Source organism: Roseovarius sp. D0-M9 (assembly GCF_037083805.1).
Classification (GTDB): domain Bacteria; phylum Pseudomonadota; class Alphaproteobacteria; order Rhodobacterales; family Rhodobacteraceae; genus Roseovarius.
The window spans coordinates 246140-267252 of the sequence record NZ_JBAPKZ010000002.1 but is presented as its reverse complement, the minus strand read 5'-3'; the positions used below and the strand labels follow the sequence as shown (position 1 = coordinate 267252).

Genomic DNA, 21113 nt, shown 5'->3' with positions numbered 1-21113 from the left:
TATATCTTCGCGATATGCCAAGCTACGGCACATAAGGAAACCCCCATGAACTTCGGTGAAAAAATCGCTTGGGACGACACGGTCCTGCCGTTCCAACTGGACAAATCGGACATCCGGGGGCGCGTTGCGCGTCTTGACGGGGTGCTGGGCGGCATTTTGCAGCAGCACGACTATCCACCCGTCGTCGAGGCGCTGGTGGCTGAGATGGCCCTTTTGACCGCCCTGATCGGCCAGACGATCAAGCTGCGCTGGAAGCTGTCGCTTCAGGTGCAGTCGAAGGGCCCGGTGCGCATGATCGCCACTGATTACTACGGCCCGTCGGAGGATGGCGAGCCTGCGCGCATCCGCGCCTATGCCAGCTATGACGCGGATCGCCTGACCGAGGCCGACCCGTTTTCGCAAGTGGGCGAGGGCTATTTTGCCATCATGATCGATCAGGGCAAGGGTACGACCCCCTATCAAGGCATCACGCCCTTGGCGGGCGGCAGCCTGCGGGCCTGCGCCGAGGCGTATTTTGCACAATCCGAGCAGATCCCGACGCGATTCTCGCTCAGCTTTGGCCGTTCGCGCGAGGCGGGCAGCGAAGAGCATTGGCGCGCGGGCGGCATCATGCTGCAACACATGCCCAAGGCATCGCCCTTTGCCGCCGCGCCTGCGGGAGGCAGCGGGGATGGTGGCCTCTTGCAGCCCACCGACGTCGCGCCCGATGGCCCCGAGGGCGAAAATTGGAACCGCGCGAACGTCCTGCTTGACACCGTCGACGCATTGGAGCTGATCGGGCCCAGTGTCGCGCCGACAGACTTGCTCTTGCGCCTCTTTCACGAGGAGGCGCCGCGCGTCTATGATGCACAGCCGGTCCGTTTCGGCTGCACATGCTCCGAAGAGCGCGTGCGCCAGAGCCTGTCAATCTACTCGGCCAAGGATATCGCAACGATGACGACCGATGATGGCCGCGTGACTGCCGATTGCCAGTTTTGCGGGGCGCATTACGACATGGATCCCGCGACGCTGGGATTTGACGCGGCGGATGGACCTGACGGCGCAAACACGGATGGCACGAACTCGGGCGGCGACGGCACAGCATGACGGGGACGGACATCATCGCGGACCTTGCCGGCGCGCTGGGCCGGCAGGGGGCGGCGACGTCCGATTTTGACCTCAACCCCGGCACGGTCCTTTCTGCGGGGCGCAAGCTCAGGCCCGCAGGCGTTCTGGTGCCGCTGGTGATGAGGTCTGATGGTGCGCGCCTTCTGCTGACGCAGCGGTCCTCGGTCCTCAAGCAGCACCCCGGACAGATCGCCTTTCCGGGCGGCAAGCAGGAGGAGGGCGACGCAGATGCGACCGCCGCCGCGCTGCGTGAGGCGCATGAGGAAATCGGGCTTGATCCCCGCAATGTCGAGGTGCTGGGCCATCTGCCTGTGCATGAAACCGTGACCGGCTATATCGTCACGCCGGTCGTTGCACGTGTGCGTGCGCCCTTCACCCCGGTTCCCGAGGCGGGTGAGGTGGCCGAGGTGTTTGATGTGCCGCTGGGCCACGTGCTTGAGCCTGCAAATTACCAGATCGAGGCGCGATATTGGCGCCGCACGATGCGCCGCTATTACACGGTGCCATACGGGCCCTATTACATCTGGGGTGCGACAGCGCGGATGCTGCGCGCGCTGGCGGATGTGGCGGAGCGCTCATGAGGATCGAGGCACCTTGGCTAACCGACGCGCCTTTGGCAGCGATCTTTGCCGCCTTCGAGGCGGCGGGATATCATGCCTATCTGGTGGGCGGAGCGGTGCGCAACGCCGTTATGGGTGAGCGGGTCGGCGATCTTGACCTCGCCACCGATGCCACACCTGAGCAGATGATGGCGCTGGCCAAGGTGGCCGGCATCAAGGCGGTTCCCACCGGCATCGACCACGGCACCGTGACGCTCGTCGCCCGGAGCGTCCCGTTCGAGATCACGACCTTTCGCCGCGATGTCGAAACCGATGGCCGCCACGCCACGGTCGCCTTCACGGACGATATCCGGCAGGATGCGCGGCGTCGCGATTTTACCATGAATGCGCTTTACGCGGGACCGGATGGCGAGGTGATCGATCCGCTCAACGGGCTGCCTGACGCGCTGGCGCGGCGCGTGCGCTTTATCGAGGATGCGGGCACGCGCATTCGCGAGGATTATCTACGGATCCTGCGGTTCTTTCGCTTTTACGCGCAGTATGGTGGCAGCCGGGGGATCGACCCTGAGGGGATGGCCGCCGTCGCCGATCATCTGGATGGACTGGACAGCCTTGCGCGCGAGCGCATCGGCGCCGAGATGCTGCGCCTTCTGGCGGCGCCCGATCCGTCGCCTGCAGTGGCCGCGATGGCACAGGTCGGCGCGCTGGCGCGGATCCTGCCGGGGGCGGATCCGGCCGCCCTCGCCCCTTTGGTGCATCTTGAGCATGAGGCGGGCGCGGCTCCGGAGGCCATCAGGCGCCTCGCCGCGCTGGGCGGCACGGATGTGCGCGATCGGCTACGGCTCAGCAATGCAGACGCCGCGCGGCTGGAATTGATGCGCCGCGCCGTGGGCGATATGGAGGCGCCGGGCGCTCTTGGATATCGCCACGGCGGCGAGACAGCGCGCGATGTTTTGCTGCTGCGCGCCGCGATTCTGGGGCAGTCGCTGGATCAGGGTGCCATTCAGGCAGCGGCCAGCGGCGCGCGGCAGGCGTTTCCCATCGCAGCGGCTGACCTGATGCCGACCTATCAGGGCGCAGCACTGGGTGCACGGCTCAAGGCGCTTGAGGCGCGGTGGATCGCGTCGGAATTTGCCCTTGGCCGGGATGAGCTGTTGGAGGGCGACACATGAGCCATTTGATCGAACGATTGGGGCATCAGGGCGACGGTATCGCCGCGGGCCCGGTGTTTGCACCGATGACCCTCCCCGGTGAGCGCGTGACAGGTGCGCTGGACGGCCAGCGCCTGACAGATGTGCGCATCGAGGAGCCGAGCGACCGGCGCGTCGCCCCACCCTGCCGTCATTTCAAGGCGTGCGGTGGATGCCAGTTGCAGCATGCCGACGATGCCTTTGTCGCAGAGTTCAAGGAGGGCGTTGTGCGCGCCGCCCTCAAGGCCCACGGTATCGAGACGACGTTCCTGCCGATCGCCACATCGCCGGCGCAGGCCCGGCGGCGCGCGACCTTTTCCGCGCGGCGCACCAAAAAGGCGGCGATGGCGGGGTTTCATGGGCGAGCGTCGGACGTCATTATCGAAATCCCCGATTGTCGCCTGCTGCATCCGGATCTGATGCGCGGAATTCCCGTGGCCGAGGCGTTGGCGCAGCAGGCGGGCACGCGTAAGGGCGCGCTGGATGTGGCGGTGTGCCTGTCTCGCAATGGGCTGGATGTGAACGCATCGGGGGGCAAGGCGCTGGATGGACCGCTGCGCGCGCTGCTGGCGCAGATGGCCGAGGCGTTGGATCTGGCCCGCCTGTCATGGGATGGCGAGGTGATCGCAATGCGTCAGGCGCCGGTGCAACGCTTTGGTGCGGCGGATGTCACGCCGCCGCCCGGCGCGTTCTTGCAGGCAACGCCCCAAGGCGAGGCGGCCCTCCTGGCCGACGTGAGCGCCGCGCTGGAGGGGGCGACGCGCGTCGTCGATCTCTTTGCCGGGTGCGGCACCTTTGCGCTGCCCCTGTCCGAGATGGCGCGCGTTCACGCGGTCGAGGGCGATGCGGCCATGACCGAGGCGATGGATGCCGGATGGCGCAAGGCGCAAGGCCTCAAGCAATTAAGCGTCGAAGCCCGTGATCTGTTCCGTCGCCCGCTTTTACCTGATGAACTGGCCAAATTCGACGGCGCGGTGATCGACCCGCCCCGCGCAGGGGCCGAGGCGCAGATGGCACAGCTGATCGCCGCAAAGCTGCCGCAGATCGCCTATGTCTCGTGCAATCCGGTGACATTCGCGCGCGATGCTGCGGCGGCCGTCGCCGCTGGATACCGCGTGGACGCGGTGCGCGTCGTCGACCAATTCCGCTGGTCGAGCCATGTCGAATTGGTTGCACGCCTGACGCGGATTTGACCGCTGCGACCGTTTTCCCCCTATCTCGGATGGCCCTCTATGGGTTATAAAACAATAAAAAAACAAACCGAGGTGGGCATGTGAGAATTTTCAAGTTTTTGGCCGTTGCGCTGATGGTCGTGGGCCTTTCGGCCTGCGGGTCGAAGTTCAAGACGTATTACGGCCCCGAGGTCACGCATGTCGTGGTCAAGAAAACAGAGCGCAAGATGTATCTGCTCCATCATAACAGTGTGCTCGAGGCCTATGACTTCGATCTGGGCTTTGCCCCTGCCGGCCATAAATACGAGGAAGGTGATGGGCGCACGCCCGAGGGCACCTATCTGATCGATCGACGCAACCCAAATAGCAAGTTTCACCTGTCGATCGGCATTTCCTATCCCAATGCGTTCGACCGCTATCAGGCGCGCGAACGGGGCAAGAAGCCGGGTGGCGACATCTTTATCCATGGGCAACCCAACGGTTTCAAGGGACGCAAAGGGCCGGATTGGACCGCCGGATGCATCGCCGTCACCAACAAGGAGATCGAATGGATCTATGCGATGGTGAGGGACGGAACGCCAATCTCGATCTATCCGTAGAGGCGTAAGTGGGCTGAGCCTTCCTTGGCTTAGCTGGGCGTGAGTGGGCACGGCCCAGAACGGCATTGAGTCCTGGTTTGAGTATTTTTAGAACAATGAAAGTGCCGGGTGCCTAGCTGAGATACAAACGCCGGAGCGGTCCATTGCCCCGGCGTTTTGACATCATTTCATGCTATGTTGCGCAGTTTGGGTAGCGCGCCGTTGACCTGAGATATCAGCTGAAGGCAAGGTGCGCATGCCCTGCTTAGTGTGCACTGCGCTCCGCCCAAACCTGTGATTGAGGTCATTTGCAGAACGCTTTAGCGGCCCATCACCAGGGTCCACCAGATCTTGCCGCCATCTTCTTGCTGCCACGAAAAGCCCATAGTGTTGGCCTTAGGTGAAAGGATGACGTTGCGTGTGCCCGGCTCTTCCATCCAGGCGGCGAGTGTCTCAAGCTCGGTTTCGTATGTCTCGGATATCGCCTCGCCGACGAGACCACGGGTAAAGCCGACACGCTGGACCCGGTCGATTGGCGAAGAGCCGTCCGAGCCGAAATGCCAAGGGCGGTTCTGCACCGACATATCGCGCGAATGAGTCGCGGCCGCGGCGTTCAACTGGGCGTTCAACTCGACCGGCTGGCGGCCCGCTGCGCTGCGCAGCGCATTGACGCTGTCGAGCATACGGTACTGGATTGCCGAAGTATCGCCCGCGCGGATGCGGTAGACTTGGGGCAGTGGCTTGCCGTCGGCGCCGATCTGGGGCCGCATAGGCGCGGGGGCGCAGGCACTGAGGGCGAGCATGGCGGAGACAAGTAGGATCAGAATGCGCGACATGAGGTTGGAACCATCCAATATTATTCTTTTGACAACCCCTACAGGGGCGGGCGTTGCGATTCAAACCCACATGATCGGAAGTTCGCCAGTGGGTCTTGTTTGAATTGCGACCGGGGCATTCGCGCCATACTCTATCTGCCATCCATGAAATCTGTCTGCCATGGAGGAAATCATGACAGAAAATTCATCCAAGGTATTGAACAGACGCAGTTTTATTTTTTGGGGCGGCCACGGTGATCGGGGTGCCCGCGCTGGCGCAAAGCACCGGATCGATCGAGATGGAGCGCGACATCACCCAAACTGTGCGCCGCAACATTTCCAGTTTTCGGGCGATGACATGGCAGCCATACTTCAAGAACTTGCGCAACGGTGCCGTGCTTGTGGATATCGATTCGCGCGCCTTGCATTTCTGGGGTGAAGACGGGCGCACCTAAAAACTCTATCCCTCGTCCATCCCGATCTCCGAGGATTTGACCCGGCGGGGGCGGACCCGAGTGACGCGCAAAGTCGAAGGCCCCAGCTGGTCGCCTACACCCAACATGCTGAAGCGTAATCCGGAGTGGCCGCCTTATGTGCCGCCGGGGCCGGAAAACCCCTTGGGCACACATGCGCTATACCTCGGGTGGAAATACTACCGCATCCACGGGACGCACGACACGCGCAAGATCGGGCGGAAATCCTCAAACGGTTGCATCGGTCTTTATAATGAGCATATCGCCGAGCTTTTCAGTCTGTCCAAAGTGGGCACTCAAGTGTTGCTAATTTGACGATACTGTGGCGGCTGGCCACAGGTCTGCGCCACGTTGCAATTGCAATCACGGAAATTTTCTGCTTAGAGCATTGACACTAGGTAAACGTCTTGGGTGCCTGCCGTTGCAACGTGCGACGGCACGCAATTTTCTGGAGAATACAATGAAAAAACTCGTTCTCGCCGCTGCTCTTTCCGCCGCCGCTTCCACCGCGTTCGCAGGCAACATGGAGCCCCCCGTCATGGAAGCTCCGGTCATCGTTGAAGAGACCAATGCAAGCTCGTCCGCCGCCGGCGTCTGGGTTCCGCTGGTCGTGTTGGCCATCGTCGCAGCTGTCATCGCAGCCGACTAAGCTTTTTCGGAGGGGTCCGCCAAGGAACCCTTCATTGCCATCTATTTGATTACAGATAAAAAAGGCGCCGGGCCATGAGGCTAGGCGCCTTTTGCGTTGTGCGCGTTACTCTGCGGCGTTCTTGGCGGCCACGTCTTGCACGGGGTGACGTTTGACCCAGCCTTGGATGTTCTCACGAATGACGCCTGCCAGCGACTCGATATGATTGGGGCCATCGTTGAGGCAGGGAATATACGTGAACTCCTCGCCTCCTGCCTCCTCAAAGCTCTCGCGGATCTCTTCGTTGATTTCCTCGAGAGTTTCGATGCAATCGGCTGAAAAGGCGGGTGCGACGACGGCGATGCGGCGCTTGCCTTCTTCTTCGGCAAGGCGCGCGACCTCTTTGACCGTGTAGGGCTTCAGCCATTCTTCGGGGCCGAACACCGACTGGAAGGTCGTGGTGATTTGCGTGTCGTCCCAGCCCAGACGCTCCTTCAGCAGGCGCGTCGTTTTCTGACATTGGCAATGGTAGGGATCGCCCTGCATCAAGTAGCGCTTGGGCATGCCGTGGTATGACACGACGAGGATCTCGGGGTTGATGTCGCCGGCATAGGCCTCTTCGATCGAGCGGGCGAGCGCGTCGATATAGTCGGGATGATCGAAATAGGGTTGCACGGTGCGCGCGGCGGGCTGACGCGTTTCCTTCATCAATGCGCGAAAGAACTGATCGTTCGCGGTGCCGGATGTTGCGCCCGCGTATTGCGGATAAAGCGGAAAGAAGAGGATCTGCGTGCACCCTGCCTCGGTCATCTCGCGCACCTTGGATTCGGTGGACGGGTTGCCGTAGCGCATGCAGAAATCGACCATGACATCATCGCCATACTCAGCTTTCAGTCGGTGGCGCAGCGCCTCGGTCTGATCGCGCGTGATGGTCATCAAGGGACTCTCGCCCTTTTCCTCGTTCCAGATGGATTTGTAGGCCGCGCCACTGGTAAAGGGCCGCTTGGTCAGGATGATGAGTTGCAACAGCGGCTGCCACTTCCACGGGGCATAGTCGATGACGCGGCGGTCCGACAGAAACTCGTTGAGGTAGCGCCGCATCGACCAATAGTCATAATTGTCGGGCGTTCCGAGGTTGGCCAGAAGGATGCCAGTCTTTTCGCGCGGCACCTTGGGATGATCCTTGGGCGCGTGGACGGGGCATTTTGCATCCGTGGCTGACTCGGTCATGGCGTCAATATCCTTTTCTTAATGCGTCGCACGCGCGCTTGCTCCCTGCACATAAGGGATTGCGCGGGAGGGTCAATCGCGCAGGGGCGTCTCATTTGTGCCCAGCGCGTCGGCCAGACGCGTTTTGGCCGACCCGGGGCGCAGCGGCTGGGGCTGTGACGCGTCGGGTGACCAACCGGTGAGAAAGATCAGATCGTATGTCGCGGTGATCCGGCCATCACCCATTCCGAAAGTATCGGAATATATTCGTGCTGCGCGATCAAAAATGGCCCGGCGGGCAAAATGTCGCGGGCGCGCCTGCATTGCATTGCCCTCGCCCATGGCGCGCAGATCGTGCATCAGCGCCGTCATACTAGCATAGCTGGCGACCAAAGGCACGCTGTCGACGACGGGCAGGGTCATCCCGGCGCGTTGCAGGATACCGCCCAACTCGCGCACCTCGCCCGTCGGTGCGACGCGGGGCGACAGGCCACCCGATACCTCGGCCTCGGCCTGCGCAAGGCTTGCGCGCAGCTCGTGCAGGGTGGTCCCGCCGGGCATGACGCCCAGAAAGAGGCCATCGGGGCGCAGCGAGCGGCGTGATTGTATCAGCTGCCCCACCGGGTCATTCGCCCAATGCATCGACATGGCATGGACCACCAGATCGTGCGCGCCCGGCTCCAGCGCGAGCGTCTCGTCATCAGGCACTACGGTCGCGCCCTCGATAACGCCCTGCCATTGCGCGGGCCAGCCGGTCACGATGGCCGGTGCGGTAAATGATTTGTTAACCATATCGAGGCGATCATGCACCTCGTTGATGGCTGCTTCATGCAGGAACATGGCCGTATTGCCCGCCCGATTGCCCGCCAGAGCGCGGGCACGTTGGCGCAGCAATGCAGCGCGGTCCGTGAGGGTCGAAGTCATAGGGGAAACGCCTTGTTCATAGGCAGGACATATAGATGAAGGTGGCCCGATTTCAATCCGCCATCCGTCTGATCTATCCGGCGCGCTGCACCTTTTGCGGTGATCTGGTGGATAGCGATTTCGGCCTTTGCGGCCCATGTTGGCGGGATACGCCCTTTGTCGCCGGGCAGACCTGCAATACCTGCGGCGTGCCGCTGCCCGCGGGACCGGATGCGCCGGACGACCTGCTGAGCTGTGATGAATGCCTGCGTGTCCCGCGGCCTTGGGGCGCCGGTCGCGCGGCGCTGGTCTATGCTGGTAATGGCCGCCGCATGGTGCTGAAGCTTAAACATGGCGACAGGCACGACATGGCGGGGCCTGCCGCGGTCTGGATGGCACGGGCGGCGCAGCCGCTGCTTCGTCCCGAGACGCTGCTGGCGCCGATCCCGCTGCATTGGATGCGTCTGCTGAAGCGGCGATACAACCAGTCGGCGCTACTGGCGCGGGCGCTGGCGGGTGAGGTGCACAGACCAATGTGCCCCGATCTGCTGATCCGGCCCCGCGCGACGCCGTCCCTTGGCGGGCTCAGCCGGGATGCACGGTTTGCCACGATGGAGGGGACAATTCGGGTCCACCCCCGGCGCCGCCAGCGGCTGGCCGGGCAGCACGTCTTGCTGGTGGACGACGTTATGACGTCGGGTGCGACGCTGTCGGCGGCGACCGAGGCGTGTCTGGCTGCCGGCGCCATCGGCGTCGATGTTCTGGTACTGGCGCGCGCGGCCAAGGATGCTTAACTTCAAGGCGAACCTCCCGAATACGAAGGAACGCATCCATGGCCACTGTCGATATCTACACCTCTCCGCTTTGCGGTTTCTGCACCGCCGCCAAGCGCCTTTTGTCGCAAAAGGGCGTCAACTTTTCCGAGATTGACGTCGCGCGGCAGCCCGAGCGCAAGTCCGAGATGACCCAGCGCGCCAATGGTGGGCGCACCGTGCCGCAGATTTTCGTCGGGGACACGCATGTCGGCGGCTGTGACGAACTCTTTGCGTTGGAGCGGGCAGGCAAGCTGGACGCGCTTCTGGCGGGATGAAAGCCGCGCTCATCCAGCTATGCAGCAGCGATGATCCTGCCGCGAATCTTCTCCGCACGACCGCGCTGATCGAGCAGGCGGCGAAGGACGATGCTGCGTTCATCCTGACGCCCGAAGTGACCAATTGCGTATCCGCCGACCGCGCGCATCAGATAGAGGTGCTGGCGCATGAAGTGGATGACAAAACGCTTGCCGCCTTGCGCGCATTGGCTGCGCGGCTTCGCATCTGGATTCAGGTCGGCTCGCTCGCGCTCAAGACCGGGGACGCCGATGGACGCTTTGCCAATCGTTCGTTCCTGATCGGGCCGGACGGTGCAATTGTGGCGCGTTACGACAAGATCCACATGTTCGACGTGACCATCAGCGCGCAGGAAAGCTATCGTGAGTCTGCGGGGTATCGTCCCGGCGCGCAGGCCGTTCTGGCGCCCACCGAACTGGGTATGATCGGCATGACCATCTGCTACGATGTGCGTTTCCCGCAACTCTATCGACATCTCGCGCAACGGGGCGCACAGATCCTGACCGTCCCATCGGCGTTTTCTCCTGTCACTGGCGCCGCGCATTGGCATGTCCTGCTGCGCGCCCGCGCGATCGAGACGGGCGCCTACATCCTTGCTCCGGCGCAATCGGGCACGCATGCCGCCCGCGCGGGCAAACCGCGCCAGACTTATGGCCATAGCCTTGCCGTTTCGCCCTGGGGCGAGGTCTTGGCCGATGGGGGCGCAGGCCAAGGCGTGATTTACGTTGATCTGGACATGGCCGAAGTGGCACAAGCACGCCAGCGCATCCCGGCGCTGTTGCATGATCCCGAATTCGGTGGACCCTGATGGACGACACGCCCACCAATGCCCTGGCCGTTGCGCTTTTCAGCGAGATCCTGACGAACGACCAGCTGATCCGCAATCAGCTGAGCCGTGTGCTGCCCAAGGGTATGGAGATTTCGCATTTCTCCGTGTTGAACCATCTGGCTCGGGCTGGGGTGGAGCGGAGCCCGGCAGAGCTGGCCAAGAATTTCCACGTCACGCGCGGCGCCATGACCAACACCCTGCACAAGCTGGAGTGGGCCGGATACGTCCATATCCGGCCCGATTGGGACGATGCCCGGCGCAAGCGCGTGTCGATCAGCCCGGCTGGCCGCAAGGCGCGCGACGTGGCGGTGGCGTCGATCACGCCGCTGATTTCCGAGGTCGTGACCGAGTTGGGCGATGCACGTGTGCGCGCGACACTGCCCGTCCTGCGCAGTCTGCGCGCCAGGCTCGAGCCGGAAGACTGAAGCGTCAGCCGAAGGCGCGGCGCTTCAAGCCGGTCTGCGGCTGGCCGTCACGTAATTGACGCTCAGATCCCGGTCGGAGATCGACCAATTCCAGCTGATCGGATTGAAGACGAACCCCTTGCGATCCACCGGCTCGAGCCCGGCTTGGGTCAGCAGATCGTATAGCTCGTCTGGCGTGATGAATTTGTTCCAGTCATGCGTGCCCTTGGGCAGCCAGCGCATCACCTGCTCGGCTCCGATGATGGCCATAACATAGCTTTTCGGATTGCGGTTCAGGGTTGAGCAGATTTGCAGGCCGCCGGGTGTCAAAAGATCACGGCAGGCGGTCAGATACGCCAGCGGATCGGCCACATGCTCAACCACTTCCATGTTCAGCACCGCGTCGAATTGCTCGCCTGCCTCGGCCATCGCCTCGGCCGTGGTGTGGCGATAGTCGATGGCAAGGCCGGACTGCTCGGCGTGCAGGCGCGCCACGGGAATATTGCGCTCGGCCGCGTCGGCGCCGACCACCTCGGCGCCCAGCCGGGCCATCGGCTCGGCCAGAAGGCCGCCCCCGCAGCCGATATCCAGGATGCGCAGCCCGGCAAAGGGCGTATCATCGCGCAGGTCGCGCTCGAACTCGGCGGCGATCTGGCGGGTGATGTAATCGAGGCGGCAGGGATTCATCATGTGCAACGGCTTGAACTTGCCGGTGGGATCCCACCATTCTTCGGCCATTGCCTGAAACTTGGCCACTTCGGCGTCGTCAATCGTGGATGCTGCCCTTTGCATTCCGCTCTCCCGTATGTTCCATTGAGGGTAATGCACCTCGCATGTCGCCTCTATAGGCTGCGCATAACATAGGGCGGTCATGGATAAAATCTCGGGAGAAAAAAGCGCTGTTCAGTATCTTTATCCCCCGGTCGAGCCGTGGGACCGCCGGATGCTGGATGTGGGCGACGGACACAAGGTCTATGTCGAGCAGTCGGGCAAGCCGGGCGGCATCCCTGTCGTAGTGTTCCACGGCGGGCCGGGCGGCGGATGCAGCCCCGGAATGCGCCGGTATTTCGACCCCGAAACCTATCGCGTCATCCTATTCGATCAGCGCGGGTGCGGCCGGTCCACGCCGCACGCCTCGGTCGAGGCCAACACGACATGGCATCTCGTCGATGACATAGAGTTGATCCGCCGCACACTCGAAATCGACCGCTGGATCGTTTTTGGCGGCAGCTGGGGCGCGACGCTGGCGCTGATCTATGGAATCACGCACCCCGAGCGCTGCAGTCATGTGGTCCTGCGCGGCGTCTTTACCATGACCCAGAGCGAGCTTGACTGGTTCTATGGCGGTGGCGCCGGGCGATTCTGGCCCGAAACATGGGCGCGCTTCGAGGCGTTGATCCCGGAGGACGAGCGGGGGGATATGATCGTCGCCTATCACAAGCGGCTCTTTTCGGGAAATCACGCCGAGGAGGTGCTGCATGCCAAGGCGTGGAGCGGCTGGGAAAACGCGCTTGCCACCGTGCGCTCCACCGGGCAGGGCGGCGATGGCCCCCCTGATTATGCGCGCGCCTTTGCCCGGCTCGAGAATCACTACTTCATCAACGCGGGCTTTTTGGAGCATGACGGCTGGATCATGGATAACGTGGACCGGCTGCGAAATGTGCCCGGCACGATCGTCCAAGGGCGCTACGACATGATCTGCCCGCCCGCCACCGCCCACGCCTTGTCGACAGCATGGCATGGCTGCCAACTGCACATGATCCCCGTTGCCGGCCACGCCCTGTCCGAGCCGGGAATCAGCGCCGAACTGGTCCGCATCATGGACGCGATGCGGCGGGGATAAACGCCAGCGCGGGCGATGCCACTTGCATCCCGCCACGTCTGTCGCTATATGCCTCTCAATAGCGGCGCGCATCGGGTCCACACCGAAGTGTCCCACCGGATAATTCAACGGGCCGCGCGCCCGTTTTTTTGTGCTTGCCTGATCGCTGCCAGCACGACTGTTGCCTGAAAGACTGACCTGAGACTCATGAACAACGACCTTATCGCCAAAGCCGCCATCGACCGCCGCATGGCCGAGATCATCACTCCGGTGATCGAGGATCTGGGGCTGGAACTGGTGCGCGTGCGTCTGATGGGTGGAAAGTATCACACCTTGCAGATCATGGTGGACCGTCCCGATGGCGGTATCGAGGTGGATGAATGTGCCAAGGTTTCGACCGCGGTCAGCGCCACATTGGATGTCGAGGATCCGTTGACCGATCCCTACACGCTCGAGGTCAGCAGCCCCGGTATCGACCGGCCCCTGACGCGGCTCAAGGATTTCGAGGCATTCGAGGGCTATGAGGCCAAGATCGAGACGAATGAGCTGATTGACGGGCGCAAACGGTTCAAGGGGATGCTGGCGGGCGTCGAGGGCACGGAGGTGCTGATCAATGTCGAGGAAGGCGCCGAGACGATTACTATCGGCCTGGAATTCGACTGGCTGGCCGATGCCAAGCTGGTCCTGACGGACGAGCTGATCCGCGAAATGCTGCGCCAGCGCAAGGCAGCGGGAACGCTGAACGGCACTGGCGAAATCAACGAAAACGAATTTGACGAAATCCAGACTGATACCGGTTCTGAGGAGGACTGAAATCCATGGCAATTACATCCGCAAACCAGCTTGAGCTGTTGCAGACTGCCGAGGCCGTCGCACGCGAAAAGATGATCGACCCCGGTCTGGTGGTCGAGGCGATGGAGGAATCGCTCTCGCGCGCCGCCAAATCGCGCTACGGCGCTGAAATGGACATCCGCGTCAGCATCGACCGCAAGACGGGCCGCGCCACGTTTACCCGTGTGCGTACCGTCGTTGCCGATGACGAGGTCGAAAACTATCAGGCCGAGTTCACCGTCGATCAGGCCAAGCAATATCTGGACGATCCCAAGATCGGTGACGAGTTCATCGAGGAAGTGCCTCCCGTCGAGATGGGCCGCATCGCCGCACAATCGGCCAAGCAGGTGATTCTGCAAAAGGTGCGCGAAGCCGAGCGGGACCGCCAGTTCGAGGAATTCAAGGACCGCGCCGGGACCATCATCAACGGTCTGGTCAAGCGCGAAGAGTATGGCAACGTCATCGTCGACGTGGGGCGCGGTGAAGCCATCCTGCGCCGCAACGAGAAGATCGGCCGCGAGGCGTATCGCCCCAACGACCGCATCCGCTGCTACATCAAGGACGTGCGCCGCGAGCAGCGCGGCCCGCAGATCTTCCTCAGCCGCACCGCACCCGAATTCATGGCCGAGCTGTTCAAGATGGAAGTGCCCGAGATCTATGACGGCATCATCGAGATCAAGGCCGTTGCCCGCGATCCGGGCAGCCGTGCCAAGATTGCCGTCATCAGCTATGACAGCAGTATCGACCCGGTCGGCGCTTGCGTCGGTATGCGCGGCAGCCGCGTTCAGGCCGTCGTGAACGAGCTTCAGGGCGAAAAGATCGACATCATTCCGTGGAATGACGACCAGCCCACGTTCCTCGTCAACGCGCTTCAGCCGGCCGAAGTCTCGAAGGTCGTTCTGGACGAGGAAGCCGGCAAGATCGACGTGGTCGTCCCCGAAGAGCAGCTGAGCCTTGCCATCGGCCGCCGGGGCCAGAACGTGCGCCTTGCCAGCCAGCTGACCGGTCTGGACATCGACATCATGACCGAAGCCGAGGACAGCGAGCGCCGCCAGAAGGAATTCGAAGAGCGCACCGGCCTCTTCATGGCCGCGCTGGATCTGGATGAATTCTTTGCTCAGCTGCTGGTTTCCGAAGGGTTCACCAATCTGGAAGAGGTCGCATATGTCGAGCTGGACGAGCTGTTGGTGATCGACGGCGTGGACGAAGACACCGCCGGCGAATTGCAGGCCCGCGCCCGCGACATCCTCGAGGCCAAGGCCAAGGAGGCGATGGACAAGGCGCGCGAACTGGGTGTCGAAGACAGCCTGGTTGAATTCGAGGGGCTGACGCCCCAGATGGTGCTGGCGCTGGCCGAAGATGGCGTCAAGACGCTTGAGGATTTTGCGACCTGTGCCGATTGGGAACTGGCAGGCGGCTGGACTGTGCAGGACGGTGAGCGCATCAAGGATGATGGCCTGCTCGAGCCCTTTGACGTATCGCTTGAGGAAGCGCAGAATATGGTTATGACTGCCCGCGTCCTTCTGGGCTGGGTCGATCCGGCCGAGCTGAGCGGCGATGCCGATGAGGACGCAGCAGAAGAGGAGGCCGAGGCCTGATCGCAGGCCTCGGAATGCACCTTATGGGACGCGGCGGGCAACCCAAAGACCGGGAAGACGGTCCAGAGCGCAAATGCATCGCCACAGGCGAGGTGCAACCAAAATACGGCCTGATCCGTTTTGTCATCGGACCGGAAGGCGAAATCGCCCCTGATCTGATGGAAAAACTGCCGGGTCGGGGCATCTGGGTGGCGGCAGATCGCGCCGCACTCGAAAAGGCGGCGACCAAGGGCCTTTTTGCCCGCGCCGCCAAACAGCCGGTTCAGGTGCCCGAAGCGCTTACGGATTGGGTCGAAAGCCTGCTGGCGCAGCGGGTGGTCAACCTGATCAGCCTCGCACGCAAGGGTGGCCGCGCCGTGTCGGGCTACGAGAAGGTCAAGAGCAGCCTCGACAAAGAAGAGGCCGAAGTATTGATACAGGCCAGCGACGGGTCAGAGCGCGGGAAATCCAAGCTCAGCACGCCGCATTTCGGCTCATTCATCGGATGGTTGACCGCCGATGAACTGGGTCAGGCCTTTGGGCGACAAACGACGATCCATGCGGCACTGTCCGCTGGCGGTTTGACGCAACGTGTTGTAGAGGAGGCGGCAAGGCTGAAGGGCCTGCGCGTTTCGGACGATGGCAACGGCCATCGGAAAGGAAAGAAGACCAGATGAGCGACAACGACGGAAAGAAGACATTGGGTGTTCGTGGCGGTCCCCGTGGGGGCAGCGTGAAGCAGAGCTTCAGCCATGGGCGGACCAAGAACGTCGTGGTGGAAACCAAGCGCAAGCGCGTTGTCGTGCCCAAGCCGGGCGCCGGCAACATGGGCGGCGCTGGCAAACCCGCGCCCATCGGGGATCCCTCCAAGCGACCCGCTGGCATTTCCGACGCCGAGATGGAACGCCGGATGAAGGCGCTTCAGGCTGCCAAGGCGCGGGAAGGCGAAGACGCCGCGCGCCGTGAAGCCGAAGAAAAACAGCGCGAAGAAGAGCGTCAGCGCCGTCGCGACGACGCCGAGGCCAAGGAGCGCGAAGAGCAAGAGCGCGTCGAGGCCCTCAAAGCCAAGGAAGTCGAAGACGAGCGTCAGCGCAAAGCCGCGGCAGACGCCGCCAAGCAAGCCGCCGCTCCTGCTGCGACGAACGAGCCGGAAGGCGCGCGCTCTGCGCCGCGCGGTGCCGCTCCGTCGAGCGCACCCCGCAAGAGCCAGGATCGCGACGCTGAGCAAAAGCGCCCCTCCAAGGGCAAGGGCATGGGCGACGATAACCGCCGCTCGGGCAAGTTGACGCTGAATCAGGCGCTGTCGGGCGGCGAAGGTGGTCGCCAGAAATCCATGGCCGCGATGAAGCGCAAACAAGAGCGCAATCGTCAAAAGGCAATGGGCGGCACGCAAGAGCGTGAAAAGATCATCCGCGACGTGCAGCTTCCCGAGACCATCGTCGTGGCCGAGCTGGCCCAGCGTATGGCAGAGCGTGTTGGCGATGTCGTCAAGGCGCTGATGCAAAACGACATGATGGTCACGCAAAATCAGGCAATCGACGCCGACACTGCGGAGCTGATCATCGAAGAGTTCGGCCACCGTGTCGTTCGCGTCTCTGATGCGGATGTGGAGGATGTCATCGCCCAGGTTGATGAAAAAGAAGAAGACATGCGCTCGCGCCCTCCGGTCATCACGATCATGGGCCACGTCGACCACGGCAAGACATCGCTGCTGGACGCCATCCGCAACGCCAAGGTTCAATCCGGCGAGGCTGGCGGCATCACGCAGCACATCGGCGCCTATCAGGTGACGACGGCCAATGGCTCGGTTCTGTCGTTCCTCGATACGCCCGGTCACGCGGCGTTCACGTCGATGCGCTCGCGCGGTGCCCATGTGACGGATATCGTCGTGCTTGTGGTTGCTGCCGATGATGCGGTGATGCCGCAGACCATCGAGGCGATCAATCACGCCAAGGCCGCCAAGGTTCCGATGATCGTGGCGATCAACAAGATCGACAAATACGAGGCGAACCCGCAAAAGGTGCGCACGGATCTGCTTCAGCACGAGGTCGTCGTCGAGGCGATGTCGGGTGACGTGCAGGACGTCGAGGTGAGCGCCACGACCGGTCAGGGACTTGATGAGCTGCTTGAGGCGATCGCGCTTCAGGCCGAGATCCTCGAGCTGAAGGCGAACCCCAACCGCGCTGCGGAAGGTGCCGTGATCGAGGCAAAGCTGGACGTGGGCCGTGGCCCCGTTGCCACCGTCCTCATTCAGAAGGGCACGCTGCGCACTGGCGATATCTTTGTCGTCGGGCAGCAGTTCGGCAAGGTCCGCGCGCTGATCAACGATCATGGTGACAGGATCAAGGAGGCCGGCCCCTCCGTTCCGGTCGAGGTTCTGGGCCTTAATGGCACGCCCGAGGCGGGCGACGTTCTGAACGTTGTCGGCACCGAGGCGCAGGCGCGCGAGATCGCGGAATACCGTGCCAACGCGGCCAAGGAAAAGCGCGCCGCAGCCGGTGCTGCCGTGACGCTGGACCAGATGATGGCGCAGGCCAAGCAGAACGAGAACGTGGCAGAGCTGCCGATCCTCGTGAAAGCGGACGTCCAAGGCTCTGCCGAGGCGATTGTTCAGGCGATGGAAAAGATCGGCAACGAAGAGGTGCGCGTGCGCGTCCTTCATTCGGGTGTCGGCGCCATCACCGAAAGCGACATCGGCCTTGCCGAAGCGTCGGGCGCCCCTGTCATCGGCTTCAACGTCCGGGCCAATGCGCCTGCGCGCCAGAGTGCCAACCAAAAGGGTGTCGAGATCCGCTATTATTCGGTGATCTACGACCTTGTGGACGACATCAAGGCCGCGGCATCGGGCCTTCTGGGCAACGAGATCCGCGAGAAGTTCATTGGCTACGCCAAGATCCTGGAAGTGTTCAAGGTCACGGGCGTCGGCAAGGTTGCGGGCTGCCTCGTTACCGAAGGTGTTGCACGCCGCTCGGCTGGTGTGCGCCTGCTGCGCGACGATGTCGTGATCCACGAGGGCACTCTCAAGACGCTCAAGCGCTTCAAGGATGAAGTGCCCGAGGTCCAGTCGGGTCAGGAATGCGGCATGGCGTTCGAGCGCTATGAGGACATCCGTCCCGATGACGTCATCGAGATCTTCGAACGCGAAGAAATCGTCCGCACTCTGGACTGAGACAAGCCTTAATTATCAAAAAAAGGGCGTCCCACCGGGGCGCCCTTTTTGCGTTGAGGTCTGCCTACAGCCAGTCGCGCAGGATCGGAATCAAGGGGATATCCGCAGGCGGCATCGGGTAGTCGCGCAGTTGATTGGGGCGCACCCACTTCAGCGTCTGCCCCTCTTGCGCCTGCGGGATGCCATCCCATTTGCGGCACGCAAAGAGCGGCATCAGCAGGTGGAAGCCCTCATAGCTGTGGCTGGCGAAGGTCAGCGGCGCGAGGCAACTGGCCCATGTGTCGATGCCCAGCTCCTCTTGCAGTTCGCGAATCAGCGCGGCCTCGGGCGTTTCGTCCGGTTCGACCTTGCCGCCCGGAAACTCCCACAGGCCCGCCATGGACTTGCCCTCGGGCCGCTGGGCCAAAAGGACACGGCCATCGACGTCGATCAGCGCGACAGCCGAGACAAGGACCACCTTCACGAACGGTAGTCTGCGTTGATATCGATGTATCCATGGGTCAGATCGCATGTCCAGACGCGGGCGGTGCCGCCGCCGAGACCCAGATCGACATGAATGATCAATTCCTGATTTTTCATGTAAGCTGATGCCGCCGCCTCATCGTATGTCGGGCTGACCCAGCCATTCTCGGCGACCTTGAGATCACCAAACCAGATGGATAGCGTATCTCGGTCGGCGCGGGCGCCGGACTTGCCCACCGCCATCACGACGCGGCCCCAATTGGCGTCCTCGCCCGCGATGGCTGTCTTGACCAGCGGGGAATTGGCGATGGATTTGGCGTGTCGATGCGCGTCGGCGTCACTGGCAGCGCCCGTGACGGAAATTTCGACCAGCTTGGTCGCACCCTCGCCATCGCGCACCACCTGCTGTGCAAGGTCCAGCATGACGCGGCGCAACCCTTCCATGAAGCCTATGGAATGTTCGGTCACTATGGCGCCCGATGCGCCGGTCGCACCCACCAGCAGCGTGTCCGATGTCGATGTATCGCTGTCGACGGTGATGCAATTGAACGTGGTGCGGTTCAGCGCCGACACCATTGATTGCAAGACCGGCTGCGGCACGACGGCATCGGTAAAGATATAGACGAGCATCGTGCCCATATCAGGCTCGATCATGCCAGATCCCTTGGCGATCCCGGCGATGTGCACGGTCTTGCCATCCATCTCGACCTCGGTGGCCGAACCCTTGGGAAAGGTGTCGGTGGTCATGATCGCACGGGCCGCGTCCGAGATGCCCTCGGCATCCAGTGTCTCGTTCAGCGTTTCCAACACGTCGACGATGCGCTCGTGTTTCATCGGCTCGCCGATGACCCCTGTCGAGGAGGAAAAGACGCGGTGATCGGGAAGGCCAAGCATCTGTGCCACCGCGCCGGTGACGGCGCGCACCGACTCGACGCCGCGCGCACCGGTGAAGGCATTGGAGTTGCCGGAATTCACGATGATGGCCGCACCCTCCTCGCCGCTGCGCCCGATCTTGGACTGGCAGTCCAGAACGGGCGCAGAGCGCGTGGCCGAGCGGGTAAACACCCCCGCCACCGTGCTGCCCGGCGCAAGATGCGCCAGCATTACATCAGTGCGCCCCTCATAGCGCACACCGGCGGCGATGCTGGCAAAGCGGACCCCCTCGATCACGGGGAGGTCCGGAAATGCGGCGGGCGCCAGTGGCGAGACGGAGCTGATCGTGGCCACGTTTGGTTACTCTTCCAGAAGGTTCATCTGGTTCAGCAACTCGGGATCCATCTCATCGCCTGTCGCGCGATCGACGTCACCTGCCTCCTCCAGTTCGCTCACCTTCTGGGCAATCGCCTCCTGCCGCAGCGTCTCGGCGATTTCGTCACTTACATCCTCCAGCTTGGGGGTGTCCTTGGCGCGCGTCTCAACCAGCTTGATGACATGCCAGCCAAACTCCGTTTGGACCGGATCGCTGATCGCGCCCGCTTCCATGCCTTCGACGGCATTATAGAAGGGCTCGACCATCATGCCTTCGCTGAACCAGCCAAGCTCGCCTCCAGAGGGGCCCGACGGCCCGGTCGAATGCTCTTCGGCAAGCGCCGCGAAGTCGGCATCGCCCCTTGCCTCTTCGACGAGGGCCTGCGCCTCTTCCTCGGTTTCGACGAGGATATGGGCCGCATTGTATTCGGTGACGGACTCGCCGCCGACGTAGTTCTCGTCGAAATAGGCTTGCACGGCCTCATCGGTGACTGCGGCCTCTGCGACGGTGGCCATTTCTTCGGCGGCAATCAGCGCGCGGCGCTCGTTTTCGAGGGCCAAGGCGGCGCGGCGGGGCAGGTCGCCCTCATGCGCATCCGCCAGCAGCGTCTGCTGGATCAGCTGGTCGAGGATGCCGGGAAACAGCACATCGGCGGGCACCTGCTGAAACTGTTCGGGCAGGCCCGCGCGCAGGATCAGCATATGACCCAGCGTGATGTCTGTGCCGTCCACCGTGGCGACGACAGTATCGGCGCTGGGCGCGTCATCCTGTGCGAGAACCGGCGCGGTGCCGAGTGCCCCCATCAACATGGCGCAGGTGGCAATCGGTTTGATACGGTCGAGCATTGGACGTTCCTTCATAGTTGCGTGCGGTCGGGCTGCGCGGGGTGCGCAACGTTGACACCAAGACAGCGGGCGCTTACATCGCCTTTGAATAAAGGCATATCCCGCTGATACCCTTCTCGACATAGGGGTGCAATGTAAACGGGACAAGGCATTGCCTGACACAAGAAATGACAAGACGGGA

At 62.7% G+C, this 21113-nt stretch carries 22 protein-coding genes and 1 pseudogene; 16 read left to right on the top strand and 7 right to left on the bottom strand.

The window, feature by feature from the left end:
- Positions 1-45: 45 nt before the first annotated feature.
- The 5 genes from hslO (at position 46) to V8352_RS02950 (ending at position 4628) form a co-directional block, all read left to right on the top strand.
- The gene (hslO, locus tag V8352_RS02970; protein WP_336422757.1) at positions 46-1086 is read left to right on the top strand and encodes an Hsp33 family molecular chaperone HslO; all 1041 of its coding nucleotides are present in this window, start codon (positions 46-48) and stop codon (positions 1084-1086) included.
- Positions 1083-1688, top strand: a complete 606-nt coding sequence (locus tag V8352_RS02965; RefSeq protein WP_336422756.1) for a CoA pyrophosphatase — start codon at positions 1083-1085, stop codon at positions 1686-1688. The genes hslO and V8352_RS02965 overlap by 4 nt, the downstream gene beginning before the upstream one ends.
- Positions 1685-2839: a CCA tRNA nucleotidyltransferase gene (locus tag V8352_RS02960; RefSeq protein ID WP_336422755.1), complete on the top strand. Its 1155-nt coding sequence runs from the start codon at positions 1685-1687 to the stop codon at positions 2837-2839. The genes V8352_RS02965 and V8352_RS02960 overlap by 4 nt, the downstream gene beginning before the upstream one ends.
- Positions 2836-4050 carry a class I SAM-dependent RNA methyltransferase gene (locus V8352_RS02955; protein WP_336422754.1) on the top strand — a complete coding sequence of 405 codons (1215 nt, stop codon included), beginning with the start codon at positions 2836-2838 and terminating at the stop codon, positions 4048-4050. Before V8352_RS02960 ends, V8352_RS02955 begins: the two co-directional genes overlap by 4 nt.
- 113 nt (positions 4051-4163) lie before the next feature.
- The gene (locus tag V8352_RS02950; RefSeq protein ID WP_336422789.1) at positions 4164-4628 is read left to right on the top strand and encodes a L,D-transpeptidase family protein; all 465 of its coding nucleotides are present in this window, start codon (positions 4164-4166) and stop codon (positions 4626-4628) included.
- 299 nt (positions 4629-4927) lie between these two features.
- Here V8352_RS02950 and V8352_RS02945 read toward each other — a convergent pair whose 3' ends face one another.
- Entirely contained in the window at positions 4928-5443 is a 516-nt protein-coding gene (locus V8352_RS02945) for a CAP domain-containing protein (protein ID WP_336422753.1), read from the bottom strand.
- A 172-nt stretch (positions 5444-5615) separates the two neighbouring features.
- Between V8352_RS02945 and V8352_RS02940 the strand changes: the two are divergent.
- A pseudogene (locus V8352_RS02940) lies at positions 5616-6210 on the top strand (L,D-transpeptidase).
- 145 nt (positions 6211-6355) lie between these two features.
- On the top strand, positions 6356-6544 hold the full coding sequence (locus V8352_RS02935) for a hypothetical protein (RefSeq protein ID WP_336422752.1): 189 nt from the start codon (positions 6356-6358) through the stop codon (positions 6542-6544).
- Between the two features lie 105 nt (positions 6545-6649).
- Here V8352_RS02935 and hemH read toward each other — a convergent pair whose 3' ends face one another.
- Together hemH and V8352_RS02925 are read right to left on the bottom strand one after the other, a co-directional pair.
- On the bottom strand, positions 6650-7753 hold the full coding sequence (gene hemH, locus V8352_RS02930; RefSeq protein ID WP_336422751.1) for a ferrochelatase: 1104 nt from the start codon (positions 7751-7753) through the stop codon (positions 6650-6652).
- 72 nt (positions 7754-7825) lie between these two features.
- Positions 7826-8656, bottom strand: a complete 831-nt coding sequence (locus V8352_RS02925) for an SAM-dependent methyltransferase (protein WP_336422750.1) — start codon at positions 8654-8656, stop codon at positions 7826-7828.
- 35 nt (positions 8657-8691) lie between these two features.
- Between V8352_RS02925 and V8352_RS02920 the strand changes: the two genes are divergently transcribed.
- Genes V8352_RS02920 through V8352_RS02905 form a run of 4 tightly spaced genes read left to right on the top strand, consistent with a single transcriptional unit; the run spans position 8692 to position 10998 of the window.
- Positions 8692-9429: a ComF family protein gene (locus V8352_RS02920; protein ID WP_336422749.1), complete on the top strand. Its 738-nt coding sequence runs from the start codon at positions 8692-8694 to the stop codon at positions 9427-9429.
- A 38-nt stretch (positions 9430-9467) separates the two neighbouring features.
- Positions 9468-9725, top strand: coding sequence for a glutaredoxin 3 (gene grxC / locus V8352_RS02915; RefSeq protein ID WP_336422748.1), 258 nt, complete (start codon positions 9468-9470; stop codon positions 9723-9725).
- Positions 9722-10552 carry a carbon-nitrogen hydrolase family protein gene (locus tag V8352_RS02910; RefSeq protein WP_336422747.1) on the top strand — a complete coding sequence of 277 codons (831 nt, stop codon included), beginning with the start codon at positions 9722-9724 and terminating at the stop codon, positions 10550-10552. Before grxC ends, V8352_RS02910 begins: the two co-directional genes overlap by 4 nt.
- Positions 10552-10998 (top strand): MarR family winged helix-turn-helix transcriptional regulator, encoded by a 447-nt coding sequence (locus V8352_RS02905; protein ID WP_336422746.1) that lies wholly within the window; start codon positions 10552-10554, stop codon positions 10996-10998. Before V8352_RS02910 ends, V8352_RS02905 begins: the two co-directional genes overlap by 1 nt.
- Before the next feature lie 24 nt (positions 10999-11022).
- Here the strand turns inward: V8352_RS02905 and ubiG are convergent, their stop codons facing one another.
- Entirely contained in the window at positions 11023-11769 is a 747-nt protein-coding gene (gene ubiG, locus V8352_RS02900; RefSeq protein WP_336422745.1) for a bifunctional 2-polyprenyl-6-hydroxyphenol methylase/3-demethylubiquinol 3-O-methyltransferase UbiG, read from the bottom strand.
- 79 nt (positions 11770-11848) lie between these two features.
- Here ubiG and pip point away from each other — a divergent pair, with 79 nt between their 5' ends.
- The 5 genes from pip to infB all read left to right on the top strand — a co-directional run bounded on the left by pip (position 11849) and on the right by infB (position 18376).
- Entirely contained in the window at positions 11849-12820 is a 972-nt protein-coding gene (gene pip, locus V8352_RS02895) for a prolyl aminopeptidase (RefSeq protein ID WP_336422744.1), read from the top strand.
- 186 nt (positions 12821-13006) lie between these two features.
- Positions 13007-13612 carry a ribosome maturation factor RimP gene (gene rimP, locus V8352_RS02890; protein WP_336422743.1) on the top strand — a complete coding sequence of 202 codons (606 nt, stop codon included), beginning with the start codon at positions 13007-13009 and terminating at the stop codon, positions 13610-13612.
- A 5-nt stretch (positions 13613-13617) separates the two neighbouring features.
- Positions 13618-15228 (top strand): transcription termination factor NusA, encoded by a 1611-nt coding sequence (gene nusA / locus V8352_RS02885; protein ID WP_336422742.1) that lies wholly within the window; start codon positions 13618-13620, stop codon positions 15226-15228.
- 23 nt (positions 15229-15251) lie between these two features.
- Complete coding sequence (locus V8352_RS02880; protein ID WP_336422788.1) at positions 15252-15884, top strand: RNA-binding protein; 633 nt, start codon at positions 15252-15254, stop codon at positions 15882-15884.
- Positions 15881-18376 (top strand): translation initiation factor IF-2, encoded by a 2496-nt coding sequence (gene infB, locus V8352_RS02875; RefSeq protein WP_336422741.1) that lies wholly within the window; start codon positions 15881-15883, stop codon positions 18374-18376. Before V8352_RS02880 ends, infB begins: the two co-directional genes overlap by 4 nt.
- Before the next feature lie 64 nt (positions 18377-18440).
- Here the strand turns inward: infB and V8352_RS02870 are convergent, their stop codons facing one another.
- From V8352_RS02870 to V8352_RS02860, 3 genes are read right to left on the bottom strand one after another with little or no spacing between them, the layout of a single operon-like run.
- Complete coding sequence (locus V8352_RS02870; RefSeq protein WP_336422740.1) at positions 18441-18839, bottom strand: (deoxy)nucleoside triphosphate pyrophosphohydrolase; 399 nt, start codon at positions 18837-18839, stop codon at positions 18441-18443.
- Entirely contained in the window at positions 18836-20065 is a 1230-nt protein-coding gene (argJ, locus tag V8352_RS02865) for a bifunctional glutamate N-acetyltransferase/amino-acid acetyltransferase ArgJ (RefSeq protein WP_336422739.1), read from the bottom strand. Before argJ ends, V8352_RS02870 begins: the two co-directional genes overlap by 4 nt.
- Positions 20066-20071: 6 nt before the next feature.
- A complete protein-coding gene (locus V8352_RS02860) occupies positions 20072-20932 on the bottom strand; it encodes a peptidylprolyl isomerase (RefSeq protein WP_336422738.1) in 861 nt (286 codons plus the stop codon).
- Positions 20933-21113: the final 181 nt, after the last annotated feature.